Annotated in this window: 13 protein-coding genes; 5 read left to right on the top strand and 8 right to left on the bottom strand. The window is 48.7% G+C overall.

Annotation, left to right across the window (positions count from 1 at the left end):
- The first annotated feature begins 274 nt into the window (after positions 1-274).
- On the top strand, positions 275-1,036 hold the full coding sequence (gene kduD, locus EDF88_RS10190; protein ID WP_064513494.1) for a 2-dehydro-3-deoxy-D-gluconate 5-dehydrogenase KduD: 762 nt from the start codon (positions 275-277) through the stop codon (positions 1,034-1,036).
- 59 nt (positions 1,037-1,095) lie between these two features.
- Here kduD and EDF88_RS10185 read toward each other — a convergent pair whose 3' ends face one another.
- The 5 genes from EDF88_RS10185 to EDF88_RS10165 form a co-directional block, all read right to left on the bottom strand.
- A complete protein-coding gene (locus EDF88_RS10185) occupies positions 1,096-2,226 on the bottom strand; it encodes an oligogalacturonate lyase family protein (protein WP_134184520.1) in 1,131 nt (376 codons plus the stop codon).
- An 83-nt stretch (positions 2,227-2,309) separates the two neighbouring features.
- Positions 2,310-3,599 carry an ABC transporter substrate-binding protein gene (locus EDF88_RS10180; protein ID WP_134184518.1) on the bottom strand — a complete coding sequence of 430 codons (1,290 nt, stop codon included), beginning with the start codon at positions 3,597-3,599 and terminating at the stop codon, positions 2,310-2,312.
- Between the two features lie 15 nt (positions 3,600-3,614).
- A complete protein-coding gene (locus EDF88_RS10175) occupies positions 3,615-4,742 on the bottom strand; it encodes an ABC transporter ATP-binding protein (protein ID WP_134184516.1) in 1,128 nt (375 codons plus the stop codon).
- 13 nt (positions 4,743-4,755) lie between these two features.
- Complete coding sequence (locus EDF88_RS10170) at positions 4,756-5,670, bottom strand: carbohydrate ABC transporter permease (RefSeq protein ID WP_064513487.1); 915 nt, start codon at positions 5,668-5,670, stop codon at positions 4,756-4,758.
- Positions 5,663-6,553: a sugar ABC transporter permease gene (locus tag EDF88_RS10165; protein ID WP_064513485.1), complete on the bottom strand. Its 891-nt coding sequence runs from the start codon at positions 6,551-6,553 to the stop codon at positions 5,663-5,665. The genes EDF88_RS10170 and EDF88_RS10165 overlap by 8 nt, the downstream gene beginning before the upstream one ends.
- A gap of 688 nt (positions 6,554-7,241) precedes the next feature.
- On the opposite strand from EDF88_RS10165, the gene wzz(fepE) reads away from it, so the two are divergent.
- Positions 7,242-8,351 carry an LPS O-antigen length regulator Wzz(fepE) gene (gene wzz(fepE), locus EDF88_RS10160; RefSeq protein WP_134184514.1) on the top strand — a complete coding sequence of 370 codons (1,110 nt, stop codon included), beginning with the start codon at positions 7,242-7,244 and terminating at the stop codon, positions 8,349-8,351.
- Positions 8,352-8,410: 59 nt separating this feature from the next.
- Here wzz(fepE) and EDF88_RS10155 read toward each other — a convergent pair whose 3' ends face one another.
- The gene (locus tag EDF88_RS10155; protein ID WP_064513482.1) at positions 8,411-8,734 is read right to left on the bottom strand and encodes a cupin domain-containing protein; all 324 of its coding nucleotides are present in this window, start codon (positions 8,732-8,734) and stop codon (positions 8,411-8,413) included.
- A gap of 164 nt (positions 8,735-8,898) precedes the next feature.
- Here EDF88_RS10155 and EDF88_RS10150 point away from each other — a divergent pair, with 164 nt between their 5' ends.
- Complete coding sequence (locus tag EDF88_RS10150; protein ID WP_134184512.1) at positions 8,899-9,594, top strand: aspartate/glutamate racemase; 696 nt, start codon at positions 8,899-8,901, stop codon at positions 9,592-9,594.
- 206 nt (positions 9,595-9,800) lie between these two features.
- Entirely contained in the window at positions 9,801-10,967 is a 1,167-nt protein-coding gene (locus EDF88_RS10145; RefSeq protein WP_064513478.1) for an MFS transporter, read from the top strand.
- A 1-nt stretch (position 10,968) separates the two neighbouring features.
- Here EDF88_RS10145 and EDF88_RS10140 read toward each other — a convergent pair whose 3' ends face one another.
- The gene (locus tag EDF88_RS10140; protein ID WP_134184510.1) at positions 10,969-11,892 is read right to left on the bottom strand and encodes a LysR family transcriptional regulator; all 924 of its coding nucleotides are present in this window, start codon (positions 11,890-11,892) and stop codon (positions 10,969-10,971) included.
- 113 nt (positions 11,893-12,005) lie between these two features.
- Between EDF88_RS10140 and lysA the strand changes: the two genes are divergently transcribed.
- The gene (gene lysA / locus EDF88_RS10135) at positions 12,006-13,265 is read left to right on the top strand and encodes a diaminopimelate decarboxylase (protein ID WP_134184508.1); all 1,260 of its coding nucleotides are present in this window, start codon (positions 12,006-12,008) and stop codon (positions 13,263-13,265) included.
- Here the strand turns inward: lysA and EDF88_RS10130 are convergent.
- Positions 13,238-14,266 (bottom strand): LacI family DNA-binding transcriptional regulator, encoded by a 1,029-nt coding sequence (locus tag EDF88_RS10130; protein ID WP_134184506.1) that lies wholly within the window; start codon positions 14,264-14,266, stop codon positions 13,238-13,240. The two genes, lysA and EDF88_RS10130, sit on opposite strands and share 28 nt — an antisense overlap.
- Positions 14,267-14,317: the final 51 nt, after the last annotated feature.

Raw genomic sequence — 14,317 nt, 5'->3', positions numbered from 1 at the left:
CTGACAATACTTTCAGTAAAGAGATGCATTTAAGGGGATAAATGCAGAGGGAACGTGATCGAAATATCAAATCTGAAAAGTATTACCCATAATTTGAAACGACGTTTCATTTATAATTGAAAAGCAGTTTCAACCAGATTACTATGAATCCATCAAAGATTACGGAACAGCGTTTTTACCGTAAGTGATTTATGAGTTGCGCAATTTGCGTGAACAAAATTTTCCCCAAGATGCTTGCGCTTACAGCAGGCCCGTATAAAAAAAGGAAACCTACATGATTCTGGATTCATTCTCCCTACAAGGTAAAGTTGCTGTTGTTACTGGTTGTGATACAGGTCTGGGCCAGGGTATGGCTATCGGTCTTGCTGAAGCAGGTTGTGACATTGTTGGTATCAACATCGTTGAACCGGCTGAAACCATCGAGCGCGTAACTGCTCTGGGTCGCCGCTTCCTGAGCCTGACCGCTGACCTGCGCCAGATTGATGGTATTCCATCTCTGCTGGAGCGTGCGGTTGCTGAGTTCGGCCAAATCGACATTCTGGTTAACAACGCAGGTCTGATTCGTCGTGAAGATGCAATCAACTTCAGCGAAAAAGACTGGGACGATGTAATGAACCTGAACATCAAGAGCGTGTTCTTTATGTCTCAGGCTGTGGCTCGCCAGTTCATTGCTCAAGGCAAAGGCGGCAAAATCATTAACATCGCTTCTATGCTTTCTTACCAGGGTGGCATCCGCGTACCGTCTTACACTGCTTCTAAAAGCGCAGTTATGGGTGTGACTCGTCTGCTGGCTAACGAGTGGGCACAACACGGTATCAACGTGAATGCTATCGCACCGGGCTACATGGCGACCAACAACACCCAACAGCTGCGTGCTGACGAAGAGCGTAGTGCGGCGATTCTTGAGCGTATCCCAGCGGGTCGTTGGGGCCTGCCAGAAGATCTGAAAGGTCCAATCGTGTTCCTGGCCTCTCCTGCATCTGATTACATCAACGGTTACACCGTTGCAGTTGATGGCGGCTGGTTAGCACGTTAATCCACCTGACCAAACCAGACTAAATAGAAACCTCCTGAAATCAGGAGGTTTTTTTATATCTACACCCTTGCTAAATACAACGCAGGCATCCCTTCTTCGTCAGATGTGTAAAGCACCCATTGGTTATCCGGGCTAAATGAAGGATGCGGATGCGTCACCTGGCGGTTACCATCCAGCACTTTCCAGGAAGTATTGTGGCTACAGACTGCTTTTTGCGTACCTTTCTTTAGATCAAACACCCAAATGAAGGGATCGTTGAGATCGATATTTCCCGTTTTGTGCGGTGCGCCATCACCGACAACCAGCGAGCCGTCGTGGTTGCTCATCAAATGCGAGCAAGGCGGAATGGTTCGGAGTTGGCGATTCTCAAGCGTTTGTGGATCGGCGCTCCATAAATAGCGGTGCGCATCACCTTCTTTATGGGCGACGTAGTAAAGTGCGGAGCCGTCCGGCACCCAGAACTCATGTGTAAAACTTTCACCTTCGTCATGCTGGCGAACTTTACGCTGATTGCTACCATTCTGGTTAATCAGCCACATGCGAGCATCAATGGCATCACGCGGGCCTTCGTGGCAAAACGCCACGGTTTCATCGTCAAACGGGCGGTAAATTGGGTGACCCAGCCAGCGTTTTTCTTGCAAGATGACCTGCTGCTCACCGCTGTGCAAATCGATGCGAATCAGGCGGCACTCCGGGTTTGTGAAGTAGAAATCACGGAATTTTTGCCAGTCGGTGAGCGGTGACCAGTCACTCTTTTTGATTTCAATCCCCACCAGTTGGCTACAATCGGAATTCGCAACCCAGGTGCCATAAGCCACCCATTCATCATCGACTTCATAAACTACGTATTCTTCGAGTGAATGCAGATCAACGCGGCGTAATTCGCGAGCGTTTTTCACATACCACAGCGACCGATCATCAGCCGATAAAAAGCCGCCGAAAGTATTGTCACCTTCACCTTCGGTGAGTTGTGTTGCCATTTGCTTTTCTAAATCGAGTGAATAGTAATTCCAGTGCCCTTCGAACGCGCCGCCGAAAATTAGCCGCTGCCCATCGTCGCTAAAACATTTTTGGTAGAAATAATTACGGTGGCAAATAATGTGCGGTGGGGTGAGTCGTAATACTTCAGTTCCGGTTTCCTTGTCGCGTCGGGCGCGGAAGGAAAGTTGGATTTTCTTACCTTTAGCCATAACGAATTTCCTTATTTGTTTAAAAAAATACCCCACCTCGCAAGCGGGGCAGGGTATCTATCTGCAAATATGAGGCTGATTAATTAACGCATTGCGCGTTTCAGAATACGGTTACCCTGACGTTCAAACTCAGCAGCAGTTTCTTCTACGGTTTTCTGGCCATAGTCGATGTACTGCAAAGAAGTACCGAACAGGGAAACAATCTGCGGGTCATCGAAGTATGGCGATGTTGGCAGTTTGTTTGGCAGAGATTGCGCCAGTTTCAATCCGGCAACCGCTGGATCATTATCTTTGATCACGCCATCAGCAGTCAGTTGGGTTACAGCCGCTTTGCTCAACGGTACGCCGCGCTCCAGACCCAACGCTTCCACGCCCGCTTTTTCGTTCAGCAAGAAGTTAATCAGCATGGCTGCTTCTTTCGGGTGCTTGGTCGTTTTGCTGATAGAGAACATCTGCGCTGGTTTAAAGAACATACCGGCATCTGTTGCACCTGGCAGCATCGGGTAAGAACCCAGCTCTAGTTTCGCTGGCGGCTTCAGGTTATCGGAATACTTTTTAATGGTGGAGTTCCACATATAAGTACCGGCCCATTCTCCCTCAATCCACGGTTTCATCTCGTACATATTGCTCTTACCAAATGACGCATAGTATTTGGTGTCAGGCATTACGTGGCTGTCGATAAGCTTTTTGTACATACCAAAGAACTCAACCCACTGTTCTTTGGAGTAGCCGAATTGCTTTTTCGCGGTATCGATTTCAGGAATATTATATTTCTGAACCATATAAGAGCGCAGCAGAGACAGCGTATCCTGGTGCTCTAACACCACTGGGAAATACTGCTTGCCCAGTTTGGATTCAAAGGTTTTACCCGCCGCCATCAACTCATCCCAGGTTTTCGGGTATTCAACGCCCGCTTTTTTCCAGGTTTCATCGTTGAAATAGAACACACGCGCAGTCACGGAGATTGGAATGCCGTTCAGCTTGCCGTCAACGGTGGTGGTTTGCAGCTCTTTCGGGTCAAACTGAGTCAGATCCAGCTCACCTTTCACGGTGTTCAAATCGTAGAAGCCCGTGCCGGTTTTGGAGAAAATTGGCAGCCAGTTCCAGTTAGTCTGCATCACGTCAGGCTCGGTACCGCCCGCAATCTGTGTAGTCAGACGTGAAAGGTGGCCGTCCCAACCGGTGTATTCAGACTTCACCTTAATGTTTGGGTGTTCTTTCTGGAACTCTTCAACTGCTTTCAACGTAACCTGATGGCGTCCGTTGCCGCCCCACCAGGACATACGTAACTCAACATCATCTGCCGCGAACGCCGAGCCGGCAGCCATTGCTAAGGTAGAGGCAATCAGGGTACTTAATAGCACTTTTTTCATTATCATAGACTCCTGTCAGAGAGAGATGTTTTGTTCTGTTTTTGCGTCGAAAATATGACATTTTTCCATGTCAAACTTGAAATACACCTTACGGTGAAGGCCTTTCTCAATCATTGGCTTAGCTTCATCGGAAGGGATGCGGCAGGTCATTTCAAAATCAGCTACTTTCAGGTAGATGAAGAATTCGTGGCCCATATTCTCTACACGCACCATTTCACCGCTTGAATGGCTTTCAGCGAACGGTTCATCAGAGATTGAAATAAACTCAGGACGGATGCCGAAGAAGATGTCCTGATTTTTGTATTCAGCACAACGCTTCTGCTGGCGCTCGTTCAGAGCGAGGGTGTCATTACCGACGCTAATTTGCAGGCTGCCGTCTTTTTCAATCAGCTTGCTCGGGCGAATGTTCATTTCTGGCGCACCGATAAAGCCTGCCACGAACATATTTTTCGGGAAGTGATAGAGGTTATCTGGCGTATCCACCTGCATGATGTGACCCAGTTTCATCACGCAGATACGGTCGCCCATGGTCATCGCTTCTGTCTGATCGTGGGTCACGTAAACGGTAGTCGCAGGCTTGCCGCTTTTCTTGAGTTGCTTATGCAGGTCGGAGATACGAATACGCATCGACGCACGCAGCTTGGCATCAAGGTTAGATAACGGTTCGTCGAACAAGAACACGTCAGGCTTTTTCACAATCGCACGGCCAACGGCCACACGCTGTGCCTGGCCGCCTGATAACTGGCGCGGTAGGCGGTCCATCAGCTCGTCGAGCTCAAGAATTTTGGCCGCTTCATTCACCTGGGACTCGATTTGCTGTTTTGGCAGCTTGCTGAGTTTCAGGCCAAAGGCCAGGTTTTCACGCACGGTCATGTGTGGATACAGTGCATAGTTCTGGAACACCATCGCGATACCGCGAGATTTAGGGGCCAGGTTGTTCACCACGCGGTCGCCGATTCTGACTTCACCGCCACTGATCGTTTCCAAACCTGCCAGCATACGCAGGGTGGTTGATTTCGCGCAGCCAGATGGGCCGACGATAACCATAAACTCACCGTCTTCAATCTTCAGGTCGATACCATGAACCGCCTGGAAGCCGTTGGAGTAAACTTTTTGCAATTTGTTGAAAATAACTTCAGCCATGATATTCCCTCACTTAACCTTTAATTCCGCTGCTGGTCACGCCTTGTACGAAGTAGCGTTGAGCCAGGAAGAAGATGATGATCGATGGCAGAATGGAGATGCTCGCCATTGCCAGAATTTCGTTCCATGGAGCGCCTTCAGTCACGTCGATAGACATTTTGAGCGCCAGTGCAATTGGGTATTTGTCTACGCTGTACACATAAATCAGCGGCCCGATAAAGTCGTTCATAGACCACATGAACTGGAACAGGGCGACAGAGATAATGGCCGGTTTCAGAATCGGCACTACCACATACCAGAGCACCTGGAAGGAGTTACAGCCATCAATCTGTGCGGCTTCTTCCATATCGCGTGGAACGCCACGCAAGAACTGGATCAACATGAAGACAAAGAATCCCTGGGTTGCGAATGCCATTGGCAGCCACAGCGGCAGGTAGCTATTCAACATGCCCATTTCACGGAACATCAGGTATTGCGGGATTAACAGTACGGTGCTTGGCAGCAACATAGTGGTAATCAACGTCGCGAACCAAAACTTCTTGAACGGGATTTCGAAACGGGCAAAGCCGTAAGCGACAATCGTTGAAGAGATAATGGTTAGCAGTACTTTTGGAATCACATACTGCATTGTGTTCCACATATAGTGGCCAAAGGTGTACTCAGTACCGGTTTTCCAGCCGTTGACGAAGCCGTCGCTGGTTGGGTTTGACGGCCACAGACCGAGGGTTGTGAAGATCTCATGGTTCGGTTTAAACGCCGCAGAGAACATCCACACCAACGGGTAGAGCATCAACAGACCGACAATAATCAGCACCACATAACGGATGGTGCGGCTGATTTTTTCACGGCGCAACGTACGCGCGATCTCTTCTTCTGCAAGGTCCGTCGCATTTTTAGCCGCTAGCTGGCTTGGTTGGATATCAGCCATTTTTGCCTCCCTTATCTGCGGAGTAGAACACCCAGTATTTCGATGACTTAAAGGCGATGGAGGCAAAGACCGCCACGACCAGGAACAGTACCCACGCCAGCGCCGCGCCATAACCCATATCGAAGTATTTGAAGGCTGTGTCGTAGATATACAGTGAGAACAAGTAGGTGTAGTGAGTCGGGCCGCCACCGGTGATGATGTACGGTGCGGTAAACTCCTGGAACGCCTGCGTGGTCTGCATGATGAAGTTGAAGAAGATAACCGGCGTAATCAAAGGCACGGTCACTTTCGTGAACATCTGCCATTTAGACGCGCCATCAATCATTGCTGCTTCATATTGTGATTGCGGAACGTTTTGCAGTGCGGCCAGGAAGATGACCATCGCCGAACCGAACTGCCATACACGCAAAAGCGTAACGGACATCAGCGCCAGAGACGGTTCACCCAGCCAGTTCACCGGGTCGAGACCGAACACACCAATAAAGCTATTCAGCAGGCCGTCGATGGCAAACAGTGCGCGCCACAAAACGGCGATGGCGACAGAGCTACCCAGAATTGACGGGATGTAATACGCAGTACGGAAGAAACCGATGCCGCGCAGTTTAAAGTTCAGAACAAATGCGATACCGAGTGCGAAAGCGAGTTTTAACGGAATGGTTAAAAACACATACGCAAAAGTGACGCCCATGGATTTCCAGAAGAGCGAATCTTCGGTCAACATGTAGCGATAGTTCTCTATACCGGTGAATACCGGCGGGTTCATCAGATCGTACTCAGTAAAACTGAGGAAGAAAGATGAAACAAACGGGAAGGCAGTAAAGACTAACAACCCTATTATGTAGGGCGAAATCCATGCCAATCCCAGCATTTTGTTTTCATTCATACATACCTACCTGGTGGTCAATGGTTTAAAAATTGTTTTGCAAAAATCGTTCTCGAAACTCATTGCCTCACCCGTGAAGCTATACGGATGGGTCGGAAAGAGGTGGGCGTGCCTGTCATATTCATTCCCTGATAATTAATTGATAAATAAAGATTAAAAATCCATGTCGTTTGTTCGTGTTCTGTATTTACATTCAGATTTCATAAACATGCGAACCATGGTTCCCGATTAGTAAAACAGCGTTTTAATTAATCCTATTACGATTTGTAACGGAGTCATTCAATTCATGATGGAAATGTGATCAAAGTCGAAACACTGTTTCGATAATGTGAAATGGACGAGGTTTTGCTCGGGATGAAAAAAGGAAGGGAGAAATTCTTAGTTTTTAAACTGCAATAGTTGGTGGTTGTTTTTCAGTTGATTCTTAGGAATAATGACCATTCATTAAAGAGAGTTACGTTTCGTTACAGAGTTAAGGGTTTGTTATCAGTGCATTACCAAATGGTAATTATGTTATTTACAGTCAGTTTTTGATATCGACAGTGACATGCACAAGGAGAAGATATACAGCCTTTCTTATGGTTTAAAACCCAACCTATTTCTCATTCTTTGGCGTAAGCGCTGCTTAATTTCCTGCTCCTGGAAGTTAGACGGGTATTTTTCTCAATAACTTAAAAACCGGCTAGTTATGTCTTCTATAGAAATGAAAACCAATCAATTAGAGAACGCGTCTCCATACCCACTTATGGCACCTCGCCATGAAGAGATCGATTTACTAGGCCTGATGTCTGCTCTTTACGCGGCAAAAAAACAGATAATTACCATTACGCTACTGTTTGCATTATGTGGACTGGCTGTCAGTTTTCTACTGCCGCAAAAATGGACTAGTGAAGCGATTATCACCCCGCCTGAAACAAGCAATCTAATTGGGCTGCGTCGTGCGTTGGTAGATATGACGGTGCTTGGCGTGGATGCGAATATTGATGCGGGTAGTCTCTATAATATGTTTTTGAAGAAATTTGATTCGCAAGAGCTGCGCGAGCAATTTCTGGCAAAATCTCCTTATGTACAGGCATTGGTGAAAAATGCTGAGGTGGATAAGAGTGCGCTATATCGCGCAATATCCAACGTTTCGGAAAAATTCAAAGCAGTAAACAATATCGATTCTAAAAAAACTGACAATGCCCCTTATTCTTCCTGGACACTAAGTTTTACCGCACCAGATGCAGAAGATGCTCAACAGGTACTGCAGAAATACGTTGAGTTTGTTGCTGCTGAAGTGAGCAAAGACGTTATCTCCAATGTAAAAAATGCTCTCGAACTCAAAGTGGCATTTGAAAAAAACAAACTGGCGCTGGACCGTACTGCGCTTGAGAACGAGCACAATGTTAACCTGGAGCGTCTGGGATATTCGTTGCAGGTAGCCAATGCTGCGGGCCTGAAAGACCCGGTATATAGCAACGGGCAGGCGGTAAAAGACGACCCTGATTACTCCGTTGCTCTTGGCGCTAAAGGGCTTACAGAAAAGCTAAAAATTGAGCAATCAATTAAAGATGTGGCTCAGTTGAATGCTTCTGTGCAAAACCGCGATCACGTTCTTACTTCCTTAGAAGCCATAAAGCTAGGCGAAATTGATTTCAAACCTTACCAATTCCAGATGCAGCCTTCATTACCACTGAAAAAAGATGGTCCAGGTAAATCCCTGATTATTGTGTTGGCGACACTGGTGGGTTTGATTGTCGCTTCGGGTATGGTGTTAGTTCGTGGTGCATTCACATCTCGTATGCATATTGATTGAGACATCTAAATTAGAATTTGTCATAAGCGGCGCCTTCTCAGGCGCCGTTTTTTTGTACCTTACTTCAGGAAATCTTCACGCATTGGGGTGAAGGTGTCCAGCAGGGTACCCGCCTTCAGGCATACGCAGCCATGCATCACATGCGGTTCTTTATATAGCGTATCACCCGCTGTAACGCGGTGAGTCTCATCACCGATAGTGAATTCAAACTCGCCAGAAAGTACGTAAGTCAACTGCTCATGTGGATGGTTATGCATCGGGCCAATTGCGCCAGCTTCAAAGTTAACCTGCACACCCATCATTTTACCGTCATGCGCCAGAATACGACGGCTCACGCCAGCACCTAAATCTTCCAGTTTGGTATCTTTAATAAAAGTGAACATTCGCGATCCTTTTTTATGTGAAACGTTGTTTCATTTAATTAATCGTATCTTGAAAAGTCCTTTTACGATAGTTCACACCCGCGTTTTGTAAGGCAGATCACGCTTTCCTGCCAGGTAATTTGCCTGATATAACCAAAGTAATAAAAGTTAACAGGTGAAAAGTCATGAAAACAATTGGTTTGCTGGGCGGGATGAGTTGGGAGTCGACCATTCCTTATTATCGTTTAATTAATGAAGGTATTAAGGAACAATTAGGCGGCCTACATTCAGCGAAAATTGTTCTGCACAGTGTTGATTTTCATGAGATTGAAGCTTGCCAGTCAAAAGGCGAATGGGATCTGGCGGGCGAGATGCTGGCACAAGCAGCGGTGGGGCTACAGAAAGCCGGAGCGGAAGGTATTGTGTTGTGCATCAACACGATGCACAAAGTCGCGCACCATATTGAATCGCGCTGTGGGTTGCCGTTCCTACATATTGCTGATGCAACCGGGCGTGCGATTACTGCGCAAAATGTGCAGCGTGTTGCGTTGCTTGGCACGCGTTACACCATGGAACAAGATTTCTATCGTGGCCGCCTGAGCGCTGAGTTTGGTATCGAATCTCTTATCCCTGAAGAGCCTCAACGTTTGCGTATCAACCAGATTATCTTCGAAGAGCTTTGCCTTGGGAAAATCACCGAAGAATCGAAACGCTACTATCAGCAAGTGATTGAAGAGCTACAGGGGCAGGGTGCACAGGGTGTGATTTTTGGCTGTACTGAAATCGGGTTGCTGTTAAACCAACAGGATTGCCCGCTCCCGGTCTTCGATACCGCAGCGATTCACGCCGCCGACGCGGTGAATTTCATGCTGACCGAGTAATATTTTTTTATTCATTATTTCAAATGGTTAAACGGTAAAAAAGAGTATCCTTAGCGTACGCCGGGTCGCCCCGGCGTTTTTTGTGTTATTAATTTGTTAAGCAGCGCACGCTTTTCCAAACAAGCTGCACCTCTGACATCCTCGTAATCCGGCGGTCGAACATAGTTCTCCCGCCTTTTGTTATTTCTGCAACCTGGAGTTATTCCATGCCTATTTCCTTACTCGCGCTGGCGATGAGTGCATTTGCCATCGGCACGACGGAGTTCGTTATTATGGGCCTGTTGCCCGATGTGGCAGGGGATCTGGCGATCTCTATTCCCACAGCCGGCTGGTTGATTAGTGGCTATGCGCTAGGTGTGGCGATTGGCGCACCTATCATGGCGTTGCTCACGGCAAGATTGCCGCGCAAACTCTCACTGGTACTACTGATGGTGATTTTTATTGTCGGTAACATCCTGTGTGCCTTAGCGCTGAATTACCATTTCCTGATGTTAGCTCGCGTTATTACGGCACTTTGCCACGGCGCATTCTTCGGCATTGGCGCGGTGGTAGCCGCAAGTCTGGTTGCCCCCAATCGTAAAGCCTCAGCGGTGGCACTTATGTTTACTGGTCTGACGCTTGCCAATGTGTTGGGCGTACCGATTGGCACCTGGTTTGGGCAATTGTACGGTTGGCGTTCGACGTTTTGGGGAGTGGCAATTATCGGTGTGGTCGCATTTATTGCGCTGATTGTCAGCCTGCCATCGCAGAAAGAGGAAGCGCCGACCGACCTTAAACGTGAAGTCAGCGCGCTGGCCAACGGTAAGCTGTGGCTGTCGCTTGCGATGACGGTGTTTTTCGCCGCAGCTATGTTCACCTTATTTAGCTACATTGCCCCAATGTTGTTACAGGTGACTGGTGTCACTCATCAGGGCGTAAGCTGGACGCTATTCTTGATTGGCGCGGGTTTAACGGTCGGTAATATTCTTGGTGGGCGTCTGGCAGATTGGAAAGTTTCTTTTAGCCTGATACTGAGTTTTAGCCTGATTGCTATCTTCTCTCTGCTGTTTCGCTGGACCAGCCACGGTATGTGGCTTGCGGAAATTACCTTATTCCTTTGGGCAATGGCGGCTTTTGCAACGGTTCCCGCGCTGCAAATCAACGTTGTGCTGCACGGTAAAGATGCACCGAACCTGGTTTCGACGCTGAATATTGCGGCCTTTAATGTCGGCAATGCGCTCGGTGCATGGGTTGGCGGCACAGTTATTGCGCACGGTTTTGGTCTGACTGCCGTTCCGGTCGCGGCAGCAGGGCTTGCGGCTATCGGGCTTATCATTTGCCTGATTAACTTTAGCAGCGGAACGGGTCACCATCAGCCGGTGACCGAGCAGTAATTCAGGCATCAAGCAGTTGATTTAGCGGCTCGATGTAAATCTGCATACTGTTTTGCAGATGTTCGCTGAAAGCCGTGACTAGCGCAGAAGCAGGGCGGTGAAGTGGGCGAATCAGGCTCACCGTAAAAGGCACCGCCACGCTAAATCGACGGGCAACGACGCCACTTGAAGCATAATCCAGAGCGGTCAACGGATTGACCACCGATACACCCACTCCCGCCCGCACCATTGCACACACCGATGCCGCACTGTGTGTTTCCATCACCATTCGTCGCTTAACGTCGTGTTCCTGAAAAAGTGAATCTAACAACTGGCGATAACTGTCGGTACGCGACAGGCTAATGTAATTCTCTCCGGCGAAATCTTGCGGTGAGAGCACTTTTTTATCGGCGAGGCGATGCCCTGCGGGTAACACGCACACTTCATTGAGCGTCAGTAACGTCTGGCGCTCCGTTCCGGCAGGCGTTGTGGTGTTTTCGGTTAACCCTAAATCATGGCGCTGGGCTGATAGCCACTCCTCTAACAGCGGTGATTCCTGCGGCACAATATTCAGACTTAATTCCGGGTAGCGTGCCAAAAGGGGTTGAACCAACATCGGTAAGAATGATTGTGAAAACACCGGCAGACAGGCTATGGAGAGCTCGCCCTGGCGGAATTCACGTAGGCTCTCAGCGGCACTCAGAATTCTGTCCAGCCCGTACCAGGATCGCTGTACTTCCTCAAATAATCGTAAACCTTGAACTGTCGGGTGCAAACGCCCGCGGCTACGTTCGAACAATTGCAGACCAATCAACTTCTCAAGTCTTGCCAGTTCGCGGCTAACGGTAGGCTGCGAGGTATGCAGTAACCCTGCGGCTTCGGTGAGGTTACCGGCGGTCATTACCGCGTGGAAAATTTCAATATGACGCAGAGTTATTGAGGGCATGATGGTCTCCTTAATCTATATCAGTTTTGCATAGACTCGGGATAAAGCGATATTTTTTCTTCACTTCACTCTGTGGCGTAATACAAAAAAACGAATTGTTGCCGGAGCCAACCATGCCACGCCCACTGAATAACACCGACACTGCTTTGAATGCGCAAAACCTGCTGGCATTGCCTGCCGAATTTGGCTGTCCAGTCTGGGTTTACGATGCTGAAATTATTCGCCAGCAGATTGCTCAACTGCGTCAGTTTGATGTGATTCGCTTTGCGCAAAAAGCGTGCTCAAATATTCATATTTTGCGTCTGATGCGCGAGCAGGGCGTGAAGGTCGATTCTGTTTCGCAGGGTGAAATTGAGCGTGCGCTGGCTGCAGGTTACAAGCCATTGGAAAATCACGACGACATCGTATTCACCGCCGATATGATTGACCAGCCGACGTTACAACTGGTCGCCGAACAACAGATTCCTGTGAACGCGGGTTCCGTGGATATGCTGCAACAGCTTGGCGAGGTTTCTCCAGGTCATCGCGTCTGGTTGCGTGTCAACCCAGGCTTCGGCCATGGCCACAGCCAGAAAACCAATACCGGTGGCGAAAACAGCAAACACGGTATCTGGCACGCAGATTTACCGCAGGCACTGGAAGTTATTCAGCGCTACAAACTGCATTTAGTCGGTATCCATATGCACATCGGTTCTGGTGTTGATTACGGTCACCTTGAGCGTGTTTGTGGTGCGATGGTGCAGCAGGTGATTGATTTTGGTCAGGATCTGGAAGCGATTTCCGCAGGTGGTGGCTTGTCTATTCCGTATCGTGAAGGTGAAGAGACTATCGACACCAATCACTATTACGGACTGTGGAATGCTGCACGTGAAAAAATTGCTCAGCGTCTGGGACACCCGGTGAAACTTGAAATTGAACCTGGCCGTTTCCTGGTAGCAGAGTCAGGTGTGCTGGTGGCTCAGGTGCGTTCGGTTAAAAACATGGGCTCACGCCACTTTGTGCTGATTGATGCCGGGTTTAACGATCTCATGCGCCCGTCGATGTACGGCAGCTACCACCATATTTCTGCTTTAGCGGGTGATGGACGTGAGCTGACTCAGCTCCCGTTAGTCGAAACTGTCGTCGCCGGGCCATTATGTGAATCGGGGGATGTATTTACCCAGCAGGAAGGCGGCAAAGTGGAAACGCGTGCACTGCCGCCAGTGCAGGTGGGGGATTATCTGGTACTGCACGATACCGGGGCGTATGGCGCATCGATGTCATCCAATTACAACAGCCGCCCATTGTTGCCTGAAGTGTTATTTGATAATGGCGCGGCGCGACTGATTCGCCGCCGCCAGACTATTCAGGAATTGCTGGCACTGGAAATGTAATACGGGCCCGGGCCGACTGAATCACGTAATACCAGCTTGCCAACAAACGGTGGGATTGCTTCAAGCAACTCGCCGTTTGCCAGTTTTATGACTTGATCGATAGCCGTGGTTATCATGCTATCGATAGGCAAATAGACACTGGATAGTGCAGGTTCCAGCCACTGAGCGCTCGGTGCATCATCGAAACCAAACAACGAAATATCCTGTGGAATGCGAACGCCTGCCTGATGCAAAGCTTTCGAAGCACCCAATGCCATATCATCGTTGCAGGCAAACAGTGCGGTAAATGGTACGCGACTTTCAAGCAATTCCTGACACAGTTTATGGCCGAGTTCCATGCTTGAATCACCATATTTGACCCGCTCTTCACTAAAGGCAATACCATGCTTTTGTAGCGCTTTTCGATAACCCATCAGGCGCGCCTGGCCAGTTGGTGTGGAAATTGGCACCGTAATGCATGCAATGTCGCGATGGCCTTGCTGAACGAGATATTCGGTCGCCTGAAATGCAGCATCTTGTTGCTCGAAGAACACGCAGCGATCGCGAGCCTGGCTTACATCACGGTTAATTACGACCAGTGGCACTTTGATGCTATTGATGAGTGAAAGTAATGTACGTTCATTCATAAACCGGGTGTACAGCACAATAGCGTCGCAATGCCTGTCCACCAGCATTTGAACGGCTTCCAGCTCCTTTTGTGGCGTGTCGTGCCCATCAGTGACAATCAGCTGTTTACCCCAGGCTTCAGTCTGGCGTGAGGCTTGCTGGAGCAGGCGTCCAAAGTAGAAGCCATCAAAAGTAGACACCACCAGACCCACGCTATTACTGCTGCGATTGGCAAGGGATCGCGCCAAAAAGTTAGGCCGGTAGCCCAATTCTTCCATGGCGTTAAACACCTGTTCACGGGTGCTCTCTTTGACTTGCCCAATCCCGTTGAGCACGCGTGATACCGTTGCTTTAGAAACACCAGCGCGTAGCGCGACATCCAGCATTGTTACCATCAATTCATTCCTGATTAAGACGCTAGCGGCGTGGTCGCATGATTTCGCTAG

This window comes from Buttiauxella sp. BIGb0552 (assembly GCF_004366275.1).
GTDB classification, from domain to species: Bacteria; Pseudomonadota; Gammaproteobacteria; order Enterobacterales; family Enterobacteriaceae; genus Buttiauxella; species Buttiauxella gaviniae.
Note: the sequence above shows the minus strand (reverse complement) of the source record. Positions and strands in the feature narration are given on the sequence as shown.

Bases quoted from the DNA above. Each gene is read 5' to 3' on its own strand.
- kduD (WP_064513494.1), top strand. From the start codon at position 275: ATGATTCTGGATTCATTCTCCCTACAAGGTAAAGTTGCTGTTGTTACT.
- EDF88_RS10185 (WP_134184520.1), bottom strand. From the start codon at position 2,226: ATGGCTAAAGGTAAGAAAATCCAACTTTCCTTCCGCGCCCGACGCGAC.
- EDF88_RS10180 (WP_134184518.1), bottom strand. From the start codon at position 3,599: ATGAAAAAAGTGCTATTAAGTACCCTGATTGCCTCTACCTTAGCAATG.
- EDF88_RS10175 (WP_134184516.1), bottom strand. From the start codon at position 4,742: ATGGCTGAAGTTATTTTCAACAAATTGCAAAAAGTTTACTCCAACGGC.
- EDF88_RS10170 (WP_064513487.1), bottom strand. From the start codon at position 5,670: ATGGCTGATATCCAACCAAGCCAGCTAGCGGCTAAAAATGCGACGGAC.
- EDF88_RS10165 (WP_064513485.1), bottom strand. From the start codon at position 6,553: ATGAATGAAAACAAAATGCTGGGATTGGCATGGATTTCGCCCTACATA.
- EDF88_RS10155 (WP_064513482.1), bottom strand. From the start codon at position 8,734: ATGTTCACTTTTATTAAAGATACCAAACTGGAAGATTTAGGTGCTGGC.
- EDF88_RS10150 (WP_134184512.1), top strand. From the start codon at position 8,899: ATGAAAACAATTGGTTTGCTGGGCGGGATGAGTTGGGAGTCGACCATT.
- EDF88_RS10145 (WP_064513478.1), top strand. From the start codon at position 9,801: ATGCCTATTTCCTTACTCGCGCTGGCGATGAGTGCATTTGCCATCGGC.
- EDF88_RS10140 (WP_134184510.1), bottom strand. From the start codon at position 11,892: ATGCCCTCAATAACTCTGCGTCATATTGAAATTTTCCACGCGGTAATG.
- lysA (WP_134184508.1), top strand. From the start codon at position 12,006: ATGCCACGCCCACTGAATAACACCGACACTGCTTTGAATGCGCAAAAC.
- EDF88_RS10130 (WP_134184506.1), bottom strand. From the start codon at position 14,266: ATGGTAACAATGCTGGATGTCGCGCTACGCGCTGGTGTTTCTAAAGCA.